This is a genomic window from Bacillus nitratireducens (genome assembly GCF_001884135.1).
GTDB classification, from domain to species: Bacteria; Bacillota; Bacilli; order Bacillales; family Bacillaceae_G; genus Bacillus_A; species Bacillus_A nitratireducens.
The window spans coordinates 149,552-166,046 of record NZ_MAOC01000051.1 but is presented as its reverse complement, the minus strand read 5'-3'; the positions used below and the strand labels follow the sequence as shown (position 1 = coordinate 166,046).

The 16,495-nt window shown below is 36.3% G+C and carries 18 protein-coding genes, 1 pseudogene and 2 other annotated features; of the genes and pseudogenes, 13 read left to right on the top strand and 6 right to left on the bottom strand.

Going from position 1 to position 16,495, the window contains the following annotated elements; translation table 11 throughout:
• Positions 1-14 precede the first annotated feature (14 nt).
• The 7 genes from BAU23_RS16805 to BAU23_RS16775 all read left to right on the top strand — a co-directional run bounded on the left by BAU23_RS16805 (position 15) and on the right by BAU23_RS16775 (position 4,991).
• On the top strand, positions 15-962 hold the full coding sequence (locus BAU23_RS16805) for a helical backbone metal receptor (RefSeq protein WP_000748447.1): 948 nt from the start codon (positions 15-17) through the stop codon (positions 960-962).
• A 5-nt stretch (positions 963-967) separates the two neighbouring features.
• Entirely contained in the window at positions 968-1,996 is a 1,029-nt protein-coding gene (locus BAU23_RS16800) for a FecCD family ABC transporter permease (protein ID WP_002094405.1), read from the top strand.
• Positions 1,983-2,801 carry an ABC transporter ATP-binding protein gene (locus BAU23_RS16795; protein ID WP_000626523.1) on the top strand — a complete coding sequence of 273 codons (819 nt, stop codon included), beginning with the start codon at positions 1,983-1,985 and terminating at the stop codon, positions 2,799-2,801. The genes BAU23_RS16800 and BAU23_RS16795 overlap by 14 nt, the downstream gene beginning before the upstream one ends.
• Entirely contained in the window at positions 2,768-3,163 is a 396-nt protein-coding gene (locus tag BAU23_RS16790; protein ID WP_001192768.1) for an ankyrin repeat domain-containing protein, read from the top strand. Before BAU23_RS16795 ends, BAU23_RS16790 begins: the two co-directional genes overlap by 34 nt.
• 260 nt (positions 3,164-3,423) lie before the next feature.
• Positions 3,424-3,972 (top strand): GNAT family N-acetyltransferase, encoded by a 549-nt coding sequence (locus BAU23_RS16785; protein ID WP_002077284.1) that lies wholly within the window; start codon positions 3,424-3,426, stop codon positions 3,970-3,972.
• 71 nt (positions 3,973-4,043) lie between these two features.
• Positions 4,044-4,502, top strand: a complete 459-nt coding sequence (locus BAU23_RS16780) for a GNAT family N-acetyltransferase (RefSeq protein WP_000276110.1) — start codon at positions 4,044-4,046, stop codon at positions 4,500-4,502.
• A gap of 111 nt (positions 4,503-4,613) precedes the next feature.
• Complete coding sequence (locus BAU23_RS16775; protein ID WP_000025016.1) at positions 4,614-4,991, top strand: hotdog family protein; 378 nt, start codon at positions 4,614-4,616, stop codon at positions 4,989-4,991.
• A gap of 39 nt (positions 4,992-5,030) precedes the next feature.
• Here BAU23_RS16775 and BAU23_RS16770 read toward each other — a convergent pair whose 3' ends face one another.
• Complete coding sequence (locus BAU23_RS16770) at positions 5,031-5,576, bottom strand: helix-turn-helix domain-containing protein (protein ID WP_001020690.1); 546 nt, start codon at positions 5,574-5,576, stop codon at positions 5,031-5,033.
• Between the two features lie 156 nt (positions 5,577-5,732).
• On the opposite strand from BAU23_RS16770, the gene BAU23_RS16765 reads away from it, so the two are divergent.
• Together BAU23_RS16765 and BAU23_RS16760 are read left to right on the top strand one after the other, a co-directional pair.
• Positions 5,733-6,137 (top strand): DoxX family protein, encoded by a 405-nt coding sequence (locus tag BAU23_RS16765; protein ID WP_001071557.1) that lies wholly within the window; start codon positions 5,733-5,735, stop codon positions 6,135-6,137.
• Between the two features lie 21 nt (positions 6,138-6,158).
• The gene (locus BAU23_RS16760) at positions 6,159-7,016 is read left to right on the top strand and encodes a VOC family protein (RefSeq protein ID WP_000009855.1); all 858 of its coding nucleotides are present in this window, start codon (positions 6,159-6,161) and stop codon (positions 7,014-7,016) included.
• Between the two features lie 16 nt (positions 7,017-7,032).
• Here the strand turns inward: BAU23_RS16760 and BAU23_RS16755 are convergent, their stop codons facing one another.
• From BAU23_RS16755 to BAU23_RS16740, 3 genes are all read right to left on the bottom strand, one after another.
• A complete protein-coding gene (locus tag BAU23_RS16755) occupies positions 7,033-7,347 on the bottom strand; it encodes a 4a-hydroxytetrahydrobiopterin dehydratase (RefSeq protein ID WP_000979550.1) in 315 nt (104 codons plus the stop codon).
• The gene (locus tag BAU23_RS16750; RefSeq protein ID WP_000163178.1) at positions 7,328-9,082 is read right to left on the bottom strand and encodes an aromatic amino acid hydroxylase; all 1,755 of its coding nucleotides are present in this window, start codon (positions 9,080-9,082) and stop codon (positions 7,328-7,330) included. Before BAU23_RS16750 ends, BAU23_RS16755 begins: the two co-directional genes overlap by 20 nt.
• A gap of 161 nt (positions 9,083-9,243) precedes the next feature.
• Positions 9,244-9,471: a binding site (T-box leader), on the bottom strand.
• 51 nt (positions 9,472-9,522) lie between these two features.
• Positions 9,523-9,752: a binding site (T-box leader), on the bottom strand.
• 69 nt (positions 9,753-9,821) lie between these two features.
• Positions 9,822-12,569, bottom strand: coding sequence for a S8 family peptidase (locus BAU23_RS16740; protein ID WP_071734839.1), 2,748 nt, complete (start codon positions 12,567-12,569; stop codon positions 9,822-9,824).
• 230 nt (positions 12,570-12,799) lie between these two features.
• Between BAU23_RS16740 and BAU23_RS16735 the strand changes: the two genes are divergently transcribed.
• Positions 12,800-14,038, top strand: a complete 1,239-nt coding sequence (locus tag BAU23_RS16735) for a TolB family protein (RefSeq protein ID WP_071734838.1) — start codon at positions 12,800-12,802, stop codon at positions 14,036-14,038.
• 42 nt (positions 14,039-14,080) lie between these two features.
• Here BAU23_RS16735 and BAU23_RS16730 read toward each other — a convergent pair whose 3' ends face one another.
• Together BAU23_RS16730 and BAU23_RS16725 are read right to left on the bottom strand one after the other, a co-directional pair.
• Positions 14,081-14,203 carry a DUF4023 domain-containing protein gene (locus BAU23_RS16730; RefSeq protein ID WP_000071861.1) on the bottom strand — a complete coding sequence of 41 codons (123 nt, stop codon included), beginning with the start codon at positions 14,201-14,203 and terminating at the stop codon, positions 14,081-14,083.
• Positions 14,204-14,275: 72 nt separating this feature from the next.
• Complete coding sequence (locus tag BAU23_RS16725) at positions 14,276-14,614, bottom strand: hypothetical protein (protein WP_000871134.1); 339 nt, start codon at positions 14,612-14,614, stop codon at positions 14,276-14,278.
• Between the two features lie 169 nt (positions 14,615-14,783).
• Between BAU23_RS16725 and BAU23_RS16720 the strand changes: the two genes are divergently transcribed.
• The 3 genes and pseudogenes from BAU23_RS16720 to BAU23_RS16710 all read left to right on the top strand — a co-directional run bounded on the left by BAU23_RS16720 (position 14,784) and on the right by BAU23_RS16710 (position 16,468).
• Entirely contained in the window at positions 14,784-15,359 is a 576-nt protein-coding gene (locus BAU23_RS16720) for a histidine phosphatase family protein (RefSeq protein WP_071734837.1), read from the top strand.
• A pseudogene (locus BAU23_RS30625) lies at positions 15,360-15,752 on the top strand (hypothetical protein); the annotation flags it as partial. It lies immediately after the preceding gene.
• Between the two features lie 215 nt (positions 15,753-15,967).
• Positions 15,968-16,468, top strand: a complete 501-nt coding sequence (locus tag BAU23_RS16710; RefSeq protein ID WP_000586624.1) for a DoxX family protein — start codon at positions 15,968-15,970, stop codon at positions 16,466-16,468.
• The last annotated feature ends 27 nt before the right edge of the window (positions 16,469-16,495 follow it).

The window sequence follows — 16,495 nt, the reverse complement described above, 5'->3', positions numbered from 1 at the left end:
TTAGAGGTGGAAGAATGAAAAAATCTATTACGCTGTTCACAGCGATCTTATCTATTTTTTTCTTGTTAATAGGTTGCAGTGCAAAGGAAAACGAAAAAGCATCTGCAACAAAAACAGAAAAAGGAACAGACAAAATCGAAATTACCGATCTCTCAAAAAGAAAGGTAACATTCAATAAAGTTCCTGAAAGTTTTGCAACGTTGAGTATGGGGGACTTGGATATTATTCACGCTTTAGGTGGGAAAATAGTAGGTCGTCCTGATACAAAATTAACTCTCCCAGAGGAATTAAAGAAAGCACAAGTAATCGGAAATGCACATCAACCGAATTTTGAGCAAATTGCTAGTTTAAAACCGGATGTACTTGTTGCTAATAATGGATTCCAAAAGAACATTCCAACGGTCGAAGGACAAGGAACAAAAGTAATCATTTCTTCAGCAAATTCTGTAAAAGATATTCAAAAGAGTATTGAAATGTATGGAACAGTAATGAAGAAAGAAGATAAAGCAAAAGAACTTAATCAAAAAATTAATGATCAAATGAAGCAATATGAGAAAAAGAGTGACGTTAAAGCATTGCTGGTATATGGAGCACCAGGCACTTATTTAGCAGCGTTACCAACATCTCTGTCAGGTGATATTTTAGAAAAAACGGGCGGTAAAAATATTGCAGCTGGTTTTCCAGAAATGAAAGAATATCCGCAATATGCACAGCTAAGTGTAGAACGCATTATTGAGGCGAACCCAGATGTAATTTATTTAATTACACATGGAGATCCAAATAGTGTGAAAAAAGCATTTGAAGGCGAAATGATGAAAAATGAAGCGTGGAAAAATTTAGATGCAGTCAAACAAAATCGTGTTGTTATTTTGCCGCCAGATTTATTTGGATCAAATCCTGGAACAAAAGTAACAGAAGCAATGGACTTTATGTATAAAAGTATACAAGATGTAAGGAAATGATGAGTATGGAGAGTAGTGAAGCAGTAAGAGAAAAGGAACATCCTTTTGCGAAAAAAAGATGGGTAACAGCAGTTACTTTAGTTGTATTAACGATTCTAGGTCTTTTTTATGGTCTTTTCGCAGGAAGTTTATCCTTTTCTTTAGGAGACATTCTAACAGGGATACAAGATGAAGGTTCGACAGTTCATCGAATTGTATGGGATCTTCGTATACCCAGAGTGCTCGTTGGGTTTATTGTAGGAACATGTTTAGCAGCCTCGGGAGCATTACTGCAAGGGGTTATGAGAAACCCTCTTGCAGACCCTGGCATTATCGGGGTTTCATCCGGAGCAGGTCTTGTAGCAATTGTAATTATGATTCTATTTCCTCAGCATATGGCTTTTTTACCGCTAGGAGCATTTTTAGGTGCGTTCATAACAGCGATGGTTATTTATGCTTTATCATGGCAAAAAGGGGCACCACCTTCAAGAATCGTCTTAGTAGGTGTATCAATCAATGCATTAATTGGTGCAGCAACGTCAGCATTAATGTTATTACATAGTGATAAAGTACAATCTGTGTTACCGTGGTTAGCTGGTGGCATTGGTGGTGTAAGTTGGGCGCATTTAAACATGATTATTTATTATGCAATATTCGCTATTATATTGGCTCTCTTTGGCATTAAGCATATTCGAGTATTAATGCTAGGAGATGAAATGGCAAAATTATTAGGGCATAACGTGGAGAGAAGTCGGTTTTATTTAATAGTAGTAAGTACATTGTTAGCTGGAATTGCGGTTAGTGTTTCCGGACTTATTGGATTTGTCGGTCTTGTTGTACCACATATGTTACGTTTATTAGTTGGAAATGACTATAAATATTTACTGCCATTATCATGCCTTGGCGGAGGGATATTACTTGTTTTCGCGGATGCGATAGCTCGAAGTTGGTTCGATCCAATCGAATTGCCTGTTGGTATTTTATTGTCCTTCTTGGGTGGTCCGTTCTTCTTATATTTAATTCATAGAGGAGGAAAACAACGTGATTTCCGTTAATAAAGTGTTTTACGCACATTCTGAAAGATTTCAAATGCAAAATATGAATGTACATATTAAAGCTGGAGAAATCGTTAGTTTAATCGGTCCGAATGGATCGGGGAAATCTACTTTGCTTCGTTTAATAGCAAGGCTACTTAAACAAAGCGAAGGAGATATCATTTTAGATGGGGAAAATATTCATACGATGAAGAGTGTGGATGTAGCGAAGCAATTAGCGATGTTACCACAAATGCATGATCATCAATTAGATTTAACAGTGAAAGAGTTAATACAGTTCGGAAGAGGCCCCCATAAATCATGGAGTGGTCGCTTAAATGAAGAAGATGAAGAAATTGTTGATTGGGCATTGTCTGTTACAAATCTTGCAGGGTATGAATATCGCCTTTTGCAATCTTTATCAGGAGGAGAAAGACAACGTGCTTGGATTGCGATGACGCTAGCACAACGTACAAATGTCTTATTATTAGATGAACCAACAACCTTTTTGGATATCGTTCACCAGTTGGAAGTAATGGAACTTGTGAAACGATTAAACGAGGAGTTTGGTATGACAATTATAATGGTTTTACATGACATTAACCAAGCGGCTCAATATAGTGATCGTTTACTCGTATTAAAGCGAGGGAAGCTTCAGTATGACGGTATACCAGAAGAAGTGTTATGTCATGAAATGTTCCAACATGTATTTGGCATAGAAGTAGATATTTTTCAAGGAAGCGACAAGCCATTTTTTACACCGAAACGAATTTCTAAAAAAGGAGCAGAGCGATGCAAACAGAAGAACGTATTACCACTGAATTAGTAAGAGAATTTGTTATGGCAGCTCATGGAGATCTAGAAAGGGTACAGGAGCTTTTGTTCGAATCACCTAGCTTACTTCATGCTTCTTATAATTGGGGCGGTTCAGATTGGGAAAGTGCGTTAGGAGCAGCAGCACATGTAGGTCGTAAAGACATTGCTCTTTATTTACTAGAAAAGGGTGCTCGGATGGATATTTTCGCAGCGGCTATGCTTGGAGAGTTAGAAGTCGTACAAGCTATTTTAGTGGCACAACCAGAAGCATTACGTGCATCTGGCCCACATGGTATTTCCCTTCTTCAACATGCTCGAATGGGTGGAGAAAAAGCACAGCGTGTATTTGAGTACTTAACGGTGCTCTCTTAATAACCGTTAAAGTTCTTATGTGCGGTAAACTTTTCACTTTCATATAATTGGAAAGTTTACCGCCCGTTAGAACGGGATAAGTATCTAGTATATTTGAAAATCCTACACCCCCCTCAGTTGTAGTTTTCTTTTTGCTAGTTATGATATGGATGCAGTAGACACTCTTTTGTCTACTGCTTTTTTTTGATATAATACACCTTTATAAGACTGAATTTTCTTTCTTTTACAAATTAGTTAACATTTATATAGTTTGAAATATATTGATATGTAATAAGGTTCAAAATGATGGGAGTGAGTTAAAAGTGTTCCATACAGATCGCTTACAATTTCGTAAATATACAAGGGATGATTTATCGTTTTATGCGTCTTTATGGGGGAATGAGAAGGTAATGCGCTATATTGGAAATGGGACGTTAAAAACATATATGCAATGTAAAAAAAGTTTGGAGGAGTGGGTGCTTCCGAATTATAAAAATGGTCTTGGTTTATTTGTAATGATTGAAAAGGAAACAGGGATACGAATTGGTCATGCAGGGCTTGTCAAGCAGAAGGTAGATGGAAAAGAGGAAATTGAGATTGGCTATTGGCTACTTCCTAAGTACTGGGGGAAAGGGTATGCGAAAGAGGCAGCGGCGGCATTTCGAGACTATGGTTTTCAAGCATTACAAATGAATAAATTAATTTCACTTATTAATCCGAACCACCCAGCTTCAATATTTGTAGCTAGAAAAACAGGACTTAGCTATGAAAAAACAACTGCATTTCATGGGATTGATGTCTTAGTTTATTCTATTAAGAGAGTTGGATGAAAAAGTTCAATTTTTTAAAGGTAAAATATACTTTTTGAAGAATGGTATATAAAAATAAAAGGAGGGATTACGTGTATATTTATCATAATGGACTAATTATTCGTGAAGGAACGAATGGAGTGCCAGCCTATGCAATTAAAACATTATTTGAAGATGCTGGTTGGAGTAATGATAATATCCCTTCTTGGCAAATTGAAAAATTTTCGATAGCATTTGAAAATTCAACATGGGCTTTCACAATTTGGGATGAAGAAGAGATGGTCGCGATGGTTAGAGTGATTTCTGATCAAATCATGGTTGCTAACATAGTAAATTTAGTTGTGAAGTATGAGTATAGAGGGAAAGGATTAGGTAAGAAACTGGTAGCTCTTTGTTTGCAAAAGCTTCCTCATGGTGATTGGTTTGCACATACAGCCGCTACCAATTTTGATTTTTATAGAAGTTGTGGTTTTGAAGTAAGAGAGTTATCAAGAAATGGGACATGTGCGTACTACGGGTATCAAGTAGCAAAAAAGGATGGACACCGATAAACTTATAAGGTAGTGAAGAAAAAGGATTGCTATTTTAATAATATAAACTGAATTGAGACTCATTTTATGATAAAATAAAAGAAAATTCAGTTTATTAAACGGGGGATAAAAATGAGTATAAAAGTTGGGGAAGTATTTAAATACGAAAGAAGATTTACTGAGGAAGAAGTTTTCGAATTTGCAAATATTACAGGTGATAAAGGGAGACATCATATGGAATATGATGAGAATGGACGATTAATGGTTCATGGTTTATTGACTGCTAGCATTGGAACGAAAGTAGGCGAAGAGTTACATTACATAGCAAGAGAATTAGTAAGTGAGTTTATTAGACCAGTTTTTACAGGGGATACGATTACTTGTGAATTAACTTTAACAAATATTGAGCAAATGGAAGGGTATAAAAAAGTTTCAATCGAGTCAGTTTATCGCAACCAACATGAAAAGACTGTGCTAGTTGGGACGAGTTATGGAATTATAAGGGAATGAAAAAAGAAGCCTGTTATGAGACAGGCTTCTTTTTATTTTTTAGTAAACACGTTTTCGATTTTCTGCATGGCTAGAGATAAGTAATAATGCAGTTTCTTCCCCTATATTACGAACAATATGTGGAACGCACGCATTCCAAGAGAAAGAATCACCTTCTTCTACAATTGCAATATCTTCACCATGTTGAACTTCTAGCTTTCCGCGTAATACAAGATGACACTCTTCACCTTCATGGGCGTTTGGTGAGTTTTCTTTCGGAAACCCGGCAGGAATTTCCACGAGATTTAGGCGAAGTCCACCTTGCTCCGCAACATGTTCAATTCTTTGCTCATCTTTGCCGTATACACTGTATTTCCGTTCGTCTTTTTTGACAATTTTCAATCGATCTTTTTGTTCTAACAATAAATAAGGAAGGGGAACGTTTAAAAAATTGGAGATTGTATCTAAAGTTGAGATAGACGGTGATGTTTTATTATTTTCAACCTGACTCATAAAGCCTTTAGAAAGCCCTGTTCCTTCACAAATTTGTGCAATTGTTATGCCTCTACGTTGACGAATTTCACGTATTGCAGAACCAATATTCATAAAATCAAGCTCCTTTTTGTAAACAACTATTTGTATCATAGCAAAAAAAATATATTTTTTCTCATGAAAAATGAATTGACGAATAAAAATAATTAGTGTATGTTTTGTAATGTGAATAAAAGTTTTGTATAAGAAAACTATAAAGGAGAGAAAGAAATGAATCAACATATTGGTAACTTAATTATTCGTATCGTGTTAGGGGTAACGTTCTTTATGCACGGTTTAACAAAATTCCAATCAGGAATTGACAATATTGCAGGGTGGTTTACAAGCATTGGTTTACCAGGAGGACTTGCGTACGGTGTAGCAACAGTTGAATTAGTTGGAGGTCTATTGTTAATTCTAGGTTTAGGTGTAAGATATATTGGATTATTATTTGCACTTGTTATGGTTGGAGCGATTGTAAAAGTGAAATGGTCAGCTGGTTTATTAGGAGATGGAAAAAATCCTGGCTTCGAATTAGAACTTGCATTGTTAGCAATGGGTGCGTACTTATTTGTTGCGAAAGCTGATGGTTTTGTAGATAATTTCTTAAAAGAGAAAATGTCAAAGAAGAACTAATTTAAATGGGGGTATAACAAGATGAGCTTTCAACTTCATCCCGAAACAACACTTGGGGTTGTTCATTTATATGTATCAAATTTAAAGAAATCGCTAGAGTTTTATACAGAAGTATTGCGTATGAAGGTATTGGAAGAAACAAGTACAATCGTTACGTTTGGTAATGAGGAAAATGAGCCACTTCTCATAATAGAAGAAAAGGAAGACGCTCTTCCGAAGCAAAGAGGTCGAACTGGTTTATATCACTATGCAATTTTATTACCAAACAGACAAGACTTAGCCAATATTCTTCGCCATTTTGTTGAGAGAGTGCACCCATTACATGGTGGGGCTGACCATTACTTTAGTGAAGCTCTTTATTTAGCTGATCCAGATGGAAACGGGATTGAAATTTATCATGATCGCCAAAAAGAAGTTTGGCGTGATGAGAATGGAGAGCTACCATTTGTTAGTAACCCGTTAGACGGCGAAGGATTATTGCAGCAAGGAAGTGCATGGAATGGGTTCCCGGCTGGTACTGTGATGGGGCATATTCATTTACATGTAGCTGACTTAGAAGAAGCGAAACGTTTCTACGTTGATGGTCTTGGCTTTGAAGTAACAATCCCAGCTCGCAATGGAGCGTTGTTCGTATCCGCAGGTGGTTATCATCATCATATCGGTTTAAATACGTGGCAAGGTGAAGGAATACCACCACAAATGCCAAATTCCGTTGGTTTGAAATATTTCACAATTGTACTAGCGGATGAAAAACAAAAAGAGCAAGTATGTGAAAGCTTAAAAAATATTGGCAAAATTGCTACGTACAAAGATGGAATATTACAGGCCAAGGATCCATTTGGACATTGTATATATTTCAAAATAAAAGGAGAAGCCTAAAAAAGGCTTCTCTTTTTTACTTTCTTATAATTGCTTTTTCGTTTTGTAAAAATAGTTGGTCAAATTGCTTTGCAAGGTCAAAATCTAGTTTCGTTAAACCTTTTGCATTCCAAGATGACAAAGTAATAATGACTGCTTTATACTGGATAAGGATAAATGGATGGTGATTATGTTCTTCTGATAGTTTGGCGGCTTCAGAGACAAATTCGACTCCTTTTAAGTAGTCGGAAAACATATATTTTCGTTCAATCCATTTTTCATCTTTTACCATCCATTTATCTACCTTTAATAATTCCCCTTGAACTTCTTCTTCAGTTAATCGTAGCATCATTTTTCACATCCTTTACCTGCAGTAGCGCAAGACCATTGTTAATAAGGCGTGTTACAGCTTCGTCAGTTGTGAAAGTAGAAAGTTGTTGTAATAATGCTGCTGATGTTTCGTGCCCTTTGTTATGCTCTAAAAGTAATTCTAATATTTCAAGGCGAAGCAGCCATTCTTTCGGATAAAATTTATTTAATACCTCTTGAATTGCTGCTAATTGATCAGTGTGAGCATCGTGTAAAATATTTTCATTACGAATATCCCGAACTGTTTGATACATACGTTCAAGCTCAGTCAGTACAAGAGGACCAGGAGTTTCTTGAACTTCTTCATCCATCGGGAAGAATGCGGCTGCATCTGCTGCTCCTGGGAATACCGAAGTGATCTGTGAGCCAACAGCCATATCAAATGCTCCCCACGAAGCATCAAATAATATGCGATCTTTATGAGTAACTGTGCAATCCATAAAGGAGATAAGAGCAATCTTTTTATCATTCTTTATAATGTCTGTTACTGTTCCTTTTACATGTATGCCACTTGCAAAAGTAAGTTCTACATTATTTCCAATTGTAATACCTAAAGATTGTAACTGTTCTTCTGCACAATTTTCTAATGCAATATCTCCATCTAGTAATCCGATCGGTGTCCCGAATCCATCACTATGTACAGATGTAGAATGATTTGCCAACTGTTTATTATGCATTGCTAATGCAGTTGGAGAGCTTGTTCTCATGTAAATGACTTCACCAGCATCATTTTTAATTGTTTCTGTAAAGGTACCTGTAATTTGTAATCCGCTACTTAGCTCAGTTGTAGCATGATTTTCGGAGCGGATTGCTTTTTCTAATCCTTCTGAGCCACCTGTTTTAAACGCCATCGTTGTAGAGAACTGCTCAAGTGCCTCAGTCAACTCTTCAAATGATTCACAAACAAATAGCTGTGGCTGCATTTTTGTTACATCATAAGTTGTCCCTGTACATGCTTCGATGGAAAAAGGAACTTTTTCTACAGCATCTGTTAAGCAATGTTTGCTTTCACCGACAGAAGAAAGAAGGCCAGCACCGTAAATTTTTGGATCTTCAATATTTCCAATTAATCCGTACTCCACTGTCCACCAGAAAAGACGTGAAATTTGTTCAGCTTCTGATAAACCAGAAACTAAGTTTTGTTTTTCAATTACAGCATTTTCAGCAGCTTTAACTTCATCAGGAGTAGAAGTAGGGCTTTCTTTGACAATCGTTAATGTACGAACAGCTTCAAATGCATCATGTTCTTCTTTTGTTGAGAAAGCTTTCGCACCAATTTGGCCAAAACGTTTCACATATTTTGCATATGTAGAATCAAGTAAAATCGGTGCGTGTCCTGCCGCTTCGTGTACAATATCTGGAGCTGGTGTGTACTCGATATTTTCTACTTTACGAATATCTGTTGCAATTGGTAGTAATCCGTGCCCCTGAAAATCGAAGAATGCGACGCCAGGAATAAGTCCGTCAATCGTTACGGCTCCCCAGCCGCTTGGTGCTAAACAGTCGTTCATTTCTTCTACCTTTGGAATTGCATCTATATTAATACCAGATGATTGTAGTCCATTCACATAGGCTGGATGGGCAACGTCTTTTAAGAAGCTATGATTTTGTCTCATAATGTAACGCCACACAGCGTGATTCACCGGTGTGTATTGATCATAATGTTGTGTGGATACGAATGGTTTTAAATGCGATGGGATTTCTGTTTTCTTTGTCATTTAGACATCCTCCTTGTTTTCTATAAAATTGAATATGAGTTTTGTATAGCTTATATCACCTCCCTTAAAATTGTAAGCGCTTATAAAATTTTATCATAAGATTCGGAATTATTTAACATTTGTTTCTTTGAGAAATAGAAAAAGCCCCTATCGGAACATCCGATAGGGGCGAAAAAATCGCGGTACCACCCTATTTGTAAGTGAAAATACACTTACATCTCAATTCATGATAACGGAAAAACTCCGTCTTTTCCTTCATGCATAAAAGCACTACGAAAAAGAAGCTCCAGAATTGTAATTCATACTTATATATGTGCTAATTTCCACCGACCACTAGCTCTCTGTAACAGGGATATAATATACTACTGCGATTCTTTCAATGCGTATATATGAAGTTGTATAAAAGGGAAGGACGCAAAAAAGTCCCTATCGGAAAATCCGATAGGGACGATAAAAATCGCGGTACCACCCTAATTGTAAACATAAAAATTGTTTACCACTCACTTTAAGATAACGGAAAGATCCGTCTTCCTCTTCATGCATTATGTGCACTACGGGAAAGAAGCTCCAGAATTGTAATTCACGCTTGTATATGTACTGATTTGCACCAACCATCAGTTCTCTGAGACAGGGATATAAGTCGCTACTAGTATTCCTTCAAAGCCGATATATAATTTGTTCAACTAAACTATGTTTTGTATTATAAAACTATATTTGAAAGCTTGTCAACAAAAAAATATTATTTTACTTCTAAATCAACATTTAAATTAGATGTATTTCCAGCTGCATCGGTTGCTACAATATGAATGGTATTCTTTCCTTGTTGTAATTGGTTACGATCGAAATAAATGTCGTAACTTTTCTCCCAAGGGTTCAGGAACGCACTTTCCCACACACCATTTCCGTTAATTTCATATTGTATCGTTACTGGATGTCCTGGAGCAACCCATCCGGATTCTGTCATCCAATCTAAAAGTATATCATCTACTTTCCCTCTAATTACGAGGTTTTCTTGATCTACTTCAGACGATAACTTCGGTGCAGTGCGATCGACAAATACAGCTCCTGTTTGCTTTGTTTCTCCACCAGAGTTAGAAGCAACAGCTTCGATTTGGTATAAGCCATCAGGTAGAGGAGATCCGTCAGTTTTCGTACCATTCCATTTGAAAGATTTATAACCAGGTGTTTCATTTTTCCCTTGATGTATCATGCCTTGATATGCTACACGGTCTTTCGTAATTAAATTAGCGTGAAATGTTACATCCTCAACTGGTGTAACTAAATAGTAATTGATCAGGTTGTCATCTAGTATTTTGTCATTATTTGGACTGAAAGTAGAATTAACGATTTCAAGGCCATCAATACGCTTGTATTCTTTCGGATCGATGCTAAATGTAAATGGAATACGCATTTCTTCAGTCTTCCCTTGCTCTTTTACATATAGATTTCCTGTATATATACCTTGTGGTAAGGAGCTATCAACAGTAATTGTAAAAGGTTTTTCGATGTTACTATTAGGTTTCATACTAATCGAAGAAGGGAAAGAAGTCTGGACTTTTGTTTTTGTATCTAGTAATTCAATACGAGTTGAAAAGTTTTTCTTTTTGTTAGAAAGATTTTGTAACGTAATATTTTGTGTTAACTTCACTTTACCGCTATTTGGTTTAATAAGACCGAAACTTACGTTGTTCGGTTTCACTAATGCATCTGTTTGGGCAGCTTTTGGAATGTTAATTAAACCAGATCCTTGTGCCATGACAGGATATGTATTTTCATTGACATCCTTTAATGTTTTTGCAGTGTTGGCAAGAGCAGATTTCAATTGTTCTGTCGTCCAATCAGGATGCATTTGACGTAGCAGGGCAACAGCTCCTGCTACTTGCGGCGCAGCCATACTTGTTCCGTTGTGAGATTCATAGCCACCTCTTGGTACAGTACTAGTAATTTGTACTCCAGGTGCAACAACATCAGGTTTTATGAGCCAACTTCCTTGTGACGGTCCTCTTGAACTAAAGTCACCAATAAGTTCTGTTTGCTTTGGTTGCCCAATTTTTATATTTTTCTTTCGTTTTGTAATTAAATTTTTCAACTCTTCGCCATTTGTATTGGATAGTTGCATAACTGGGAGAGCTATATCTGCACGTCCAAAATATTCGGGCATAAGATCAATTTCTTTTTCGTTAGAAATGAGTAGCACGCCGAGAGCGCCAGCTTGTTTCGCTTGTTCTGCTTTTACTAATGCGCTCGAAGTTCCTTGTAAAACAAGGGCAAACTTCCCTTTCACATCTTGTTTAGCGTAATCGCTTGAATTACCGTAGCCAACATAGACAAGCTGAGCATCGTTTCCTACTTGGAAGTCTGCTTTTGATAACGGTAATCCTTGGTAAGATTTATTGGAACCAGCTACTTGGAATGTTGGAAATGGAATAGAAACAGTGGATGCTCCAACAGAGATGACACTACTTGCGTTACCAGGAGCGTCAACAGACCAAGGTTTTGGTCCATCATTTCCATTTGAGACGACCGCAGTAACACCAAGTTTTGCTGCGCGCTCTAACGTCATTGTTACAGGTTGATCAGGTACATTCAAATCTTGACCGAGAGATAGATTTAAAACATCGGCACCATCTTGAATAGCGCGCTCAATACCTTGAATAATATCTTCGGTCGTACCAGTACCACCATCATTCATGACGCGGTAAGCGAGTATAGAAGCATTAGGAGCAACTCCCTTTATTTTTCCGTTACCAGCAATAATTCCAGCAACATGGGTACCGTGGACGTTTCCATCCATCGGATCATTATCTTCATCAACTGTATCGTAGCCACCAATATAATTTGCTTGTAAATCAGGATGGGTATAGTCTACACCTGAATCGATAATAGCAACTTTCATTCCTTTTCCATCAAGGGGTTTGCCAGTTGGATCTTTTAAATTCCATGCTTCAGGTGCACCAATTGTCGGTCCGCCGATATTTGGTGCTTCTTCGTTAGTAGCGCTTTTTGATGTCTCATGTAATTTATATGTTAGGTTCGGATAAATTGCTTTTACTTCAGGTAAAGAAGCTAAAGCAGCAATTTGATCTCCTGGGATAGAAATAGAAAACCCAGAAAATAATGTACTATATGTTTCTTTTATCGTTGCCTTCGGTGCTTTTTCTTTAATTTTTTTTGTTGTATCCTCTTGTGCCTTTTTTAGTTGTGCATGGTATGATTGCACATTGCTATTTTTTAGGTCCGGAGCATGCTGAATGTTACTTTGTGAAGCGAGTGGAGCATGTTGCAATTCTACAATGACTGAAATTTCTTTTGATGTTTTTGTTTCAACATTTTGCGCGATTTTATTTTCGCCCCATTGTTCAATATTCGCTTTTAACTGTGGACTAAATTGCTTCTCTTGTTGCAGTGACTCAGCATGGGCGCTTAAAGCTCCAAAACTCGAAAAGACGAGCGCCATACTTAATAGTGTAGATGTAGTTTTTTTCATTGAAACTCCCCCTGATAAAAAGTGCCAATATTCCGAAAAGTCATCTTACATTTTTATCATTAAATACAAAGACGAATGTTGGCTAAACTATATTTTCGACATAATTCATACCAATCCTCTTTGAATTGAAAATTTCTTGGGAAATTTTTGGGGATTATGTCGAATGGGTAAAATTTGTATATAGTAAGCGGAATATGAGGAATGCTAAAGATGGAAAATGGGGGTGCTATATGAAAAGGTTTATAGTAAGTGTAATCATGATCTTGTGCCTTTTTTTCTGTTCCAGTTCGATTAAAGGCGCAGAAAATAATGAAGTGAAAGTTGCCTTTATTCGTAATCATAATCTATGGATTAAAGTCGGTGAGAAAGAAAAACAAATTACAAAAGGAGAGTACATAACAGGGCCGAAATGGTCACATAATGGAGAATGGCTTGCATATGCAAAAGGAAAGAAGCGAAATCATTTTGAACTGTATCGGCTGAAAGATGGAAAGAAAGTTACACCATCTCAATCAGAAGCATCGAATTATCAATGGTCACCAACAGAGAATATAATTGCATTTATATTTACAGGTACATTAAATACATTTGATGCAGAAAAAAAGATTGCCGATTTTGAAAATGTAGCCAATGGTGTAGGGGATTATGCTTGGTACCCAGACGGACAGAGGTTTTTTGTTTCCTCTGAAGCGTACTTGCTTCCAACAGGATGGACAGGTGCTCAGTTATATGAAATACAAAAGGATGCAAATATGAATCCGCACAAAATGAAACATATATATGCATTACCAAATGAGCACGATGATTTTTTAGCGTTAGTCGCAAGTGGATTTAAGTGGTCACCAGACCAAAAATGGATCTCATTTTTAGCGGTGCCAACAGCTTCGTGGTCAGCTGATAGTAATACACTGTGTTTAATACGAGCAGATGGCAGTCGTTTTGAAAATATAGATCAAATGTTGTTAAACACACAATGGTTCAAATGGGCGCCATCAAAAAATATATTAGCCTATATTGAAGGAAGCGGGAGAGTTGCATTAGAGAATAAACATTTAAAAGTAAAAGAACTGCCGGCATTACAGCAGAACACATTTACTCCAAAAGGATATGTTGATTGGGATTTCACATGGAAGAACGATAATGTAATTATCATTTCAAGGGTAAAGGAAGCAGATTTATCTTTACCTCTAGAAAAAAGACCACTGCCATCTTTATATGAGATAAATAGTATAAATGATGAACAACATCAAATTACAAAGCCACCTAATAGCCAAGGTGATTATAATCCTATTTTTATTAAGAAGAGTAACCAATTAATGTGGATCCGTTCGAATCGTAAGAAAGCTGATGCATGGCTTGCTCATAGCAATGGGAAATATGAAAAGAAGTGGATTGAAAATATAGATGTGCCAGAGTGGTATTATGAGAAATGGAATTGGGAAGATGTCCTTTCGGTTAAAGATGAGTAAAAAACCTGCCTAAAATATAATTTTTAGGCAGGTTTTTGAATGTTATTTATGTGTTTTATTTGGCTTTTTTTTCGCAGGGTTTCCGTTCCCTTGGCGCTTTCTATTTTGTTCATCTTTTGCTTGTTTTTCATGTAATGTATCTAAAAAGTCATTTGAGTTACTCATTTTTATATCTCTCCTTTTTTCATTGCGTCCTAATTACTATAACCATTTAGGAGGATAATCATGAGATAAAAGTTAAGCGCTTAGTTTTCTTCGGTAGTATAAGTAAAATAGTCCATACGTAATGAATAACATGAGTAAAATTTGTAACTCTACATTTTCTTTAAAAATAGTTGCGACAGGATCTGGTAAATAAGGTGATGTATCGCTCGTTCCTAAACCTAACCATTTGTTTAAGAGGTTCATGATACAAAATATGAAAACACCGGACCAGCTTGCGATAATTGCTTTTTGCTTAATTTTCGTTTTACGTTCATCATCTGTAATCCAAGGATTAGCAGTCTTATCACTAATAAAAAAGCCATTTATGTATCCCCATATGATTATTCCGATAAAGATGATAATCCATTTCATATTTGTATTCCTCCCCTTGTTGTAAAAAGTTTTTTACATATATAATTGTAATGTTTTCCAAATGTTGATGTCAAATACTTTTTACATTCTGCTTTTTAAAATAACAGGAGTAAAGAAAAAAATAGGGAAGAGATATGTGAGACCATTTTCTAGTGAGAGGAAGAGGAGAATGAAACTTGTCTTTGTTCGGCATGGTGAAGGCGAGCATACGAAAGATTTACCATTAAGTTTACAAGCGGTGAATCCGTCATTGACGGGTGTGGGAAAGAAGCAGGCAAAATTGCTTCAGTGCGATGTACCATTACAAGAAAAGGATATATTAATCGTTAGTCCTACACTTCGAACTTTACAAACTGCGACAATATGGAGTGCGGAAGTTGCTTGTCAAAAAATTGTTCATCCATATATATCCCCGCGTATTTTTCCTTATCGGGAATCCGCCAAAACATTGCCATGCGATCAATTGTTAGATCGAAAGATAATAAAAAATTTATTTCCGCATTTTTTGTTAGAAAAAAGTACAAATGAATTGTTATGGAATGAGGGGGTCAATATCACCTCGGAGAAGGAATTTCAGCAAATAGTAGATGAATTTCTGCACTGGTGCTATCAGTTAAAAGCAGAAAAAATTTGTATCGTTTCACATGATGGAACAATTACAGCGTATAGGCAATATTTACAGAAAGTCGCTTTAACTAGAGCTGATTTTTTACAAGAAACGGGTATATATGAAATGGACTTATAGGAGGGGGGATTTGTAATGGAAGAGTTAGGGAGAAATGTGTACGACTTAAATGAGCAGAGGGTATACTTTGGCGTAGCGAAAATTAAGTAATATGCAGAATTGCATATTATACATATTGTAAACGATTGGTGTAAGTTTGGGGAGCTGAAGCTAGTAGAATCGATTTTGCATAATGATGCAAAATCGTATGTTAGATCGATAGATTATGTAGGTGGAAATTTAGCACTTATGTTTACAATACGCTTATTTTACAGGCTTATTAACCATAACAAAACGTTATGAGAAGCTGTTCGAGAAGCGAGATTAATCGATGAGGAGACATGTACATTTCGAGTATATAAGCAACATGAAACGCATTTGTTCTATATTCGAATGAATGCGTTTCACATTTAACTCACATTTTTTTTACATTTTCTTCAATGAAAATGATTATCACTTGTGGTATGATATGTTCAAGTTTTTACGGGTAATAAAAGTTACTATATAAACGTTAGTATTTAATGTTTTTATGTATGTCACAAATTATTCATAATTAACATTTCAAAAGTAAGTAACTAATGTTATTATATTATCTGTAACTGACTTAATTACAACTTTAGGAGGAAGATATGATTATTCAATTTTTAAGAGAAAACAAAGCAGTTTCTTTTGTATTAGCGATAGTTCGAGTGTATCTTGGTTACACATGGGTAATGGCTGGAATCGGTAAACTACAAGGAAAAGGATTCGATGCAACTGGTTATTTACAAGGTGCAATTGAAAAATCTAAAGGAGCACAACCAGCTGTTCAATCTTGGTGGGCATCATTTTTACAAGATTTTGCAATTCCAAACGTTGATTTATTTAATACACTTGTGACGTGGGGAGAAATTTTAGTCGGAATTGGTTTAATTGTAGGCTGTTTAACAAAAACAGCGGTCTTTTTCGGCCTTCTAATGAACTTTTCCTATATGTTTAGTGGGTCAATTGGTGTGAACCCTGAAATGGTTATTTTATCGATGTTCGTTCTTGTTTCTGGTATGAATGCTGGGAAAATTGGAGTTGATGGCTTCATTATTCCAAAAGTACTAGGATCAAAAACTCAAAAACGCCAAAAGCAAGCTGCTTAATATATGAAAACGGGTATCTCAACATGA

Excerpts from the sequence above, each read along its gene's own strand:
- BAU23_RS16805 (WP_000748447.1), top strand. The coding sequence starts at position 15 with ATGAAAAAATCTATTACGCTGTTCACAGCGATCTTATCTATTTTTTTC.
- BAU23_RS16800 (WP_002094405.1), top strand. The coding sequence starts at position 968 with ATGGAGAGTAGTGAAGCAGTAAGAGAAAAGGAACATCCTTTTGCGAAA.
- BAU23_RS16790 (WP_001192768.1), top strand. The coding sequence starts at position 2,768 with ATGCAAACAGAAGAACGTATTACCACTGAATTAGTAAGAGAATTTGTT.
- BAU23_RS16775 (WP_000025016.1), top strand. The coding sequence starts at position 4,614 with ATGAGTATAAAAGTTGGGGAAGTATTTAAATACGAAAGAAGATTTACT.
- BAU23_RS16770 (WP_001020690.1), bottom strand. The coding sequence starts at position 5,576 with ATGAATATTGGTTCTGCAATACGTGAAATTCGTCAACGTAGAGGCATA.
- BAU23_RS16765 (WP_001071557.1), top strand. The coding sequence starts at position 5,733 with ATGAATCAACATATTGGTAACTTAATTATTCGTATCGTGTTAGGGGTA.
- BAU23_RS16760 (WP_000009855.1), top strand. The coding sequence starts at position 6,159 with ATGAGCTTTCAACTTCATCCCGAAACAACACTTGGGGTTGTTCATTTA.
- BAU23_RS16755 (WP_000979550.1), bottom strand. The coding sequence starts at position 7,347 with ATGATGCTACGATTAACTGAAGAAGAAGTTCAAGGGGAATTATTAAAG.
- BAU23_RS16750 (WP_000163178.1), bottom strand. The coding sequence starts at position 9,082 with ATGACAAAGAAAACAGAAATCCCATCGCATTTAAAACCATTCGTATCC.
- BAU23_RS16740 (WP_071734839.1), bottom strand. The coding sequence starts at position 12,569 with ATGAAAAAAACTACATCTACACTATTAAGTATGGCGCTCGTCTTTTCG.
- BAU23_RS16735 (WP_071734838.1), top strand. The coding sequence starts at position 12,800 with ATGAAAAGGTTTATAGTAAGTGTAATCATGATCTTGTGCCTTTTTTTC.
- BAU23_RS16730 (WP_000071861.1), bottom strand. The coding sequence starts at position 14,203 with ATGAGTAACTCAAATGACTTTTTAGATACATTACATGAAAAACAAGCA.
- BAU23_RS16725 (WP_000871134.1), bottom strand. The coding sequence starts at position 14,614 with ATGAAATGGATTATCATCTTTATCGGAATAATCATATGGGGATACATA.
- BAU23_RS16720 (WP_071734837.1), top strand. The coding sequence starts at position 14,784 with ATGAAACTTGTCTTTGTTCGGCATGGTGAAGGCGAGCATACGAAAGAT.
- BAU23_RS16710 (WP_000586624.1), top strand. The coding sequence starts at position 15,968 with ATGATTATTCAATTTTTAAGAGAAAACAAAGCAGTTTCTTTTGTATTA.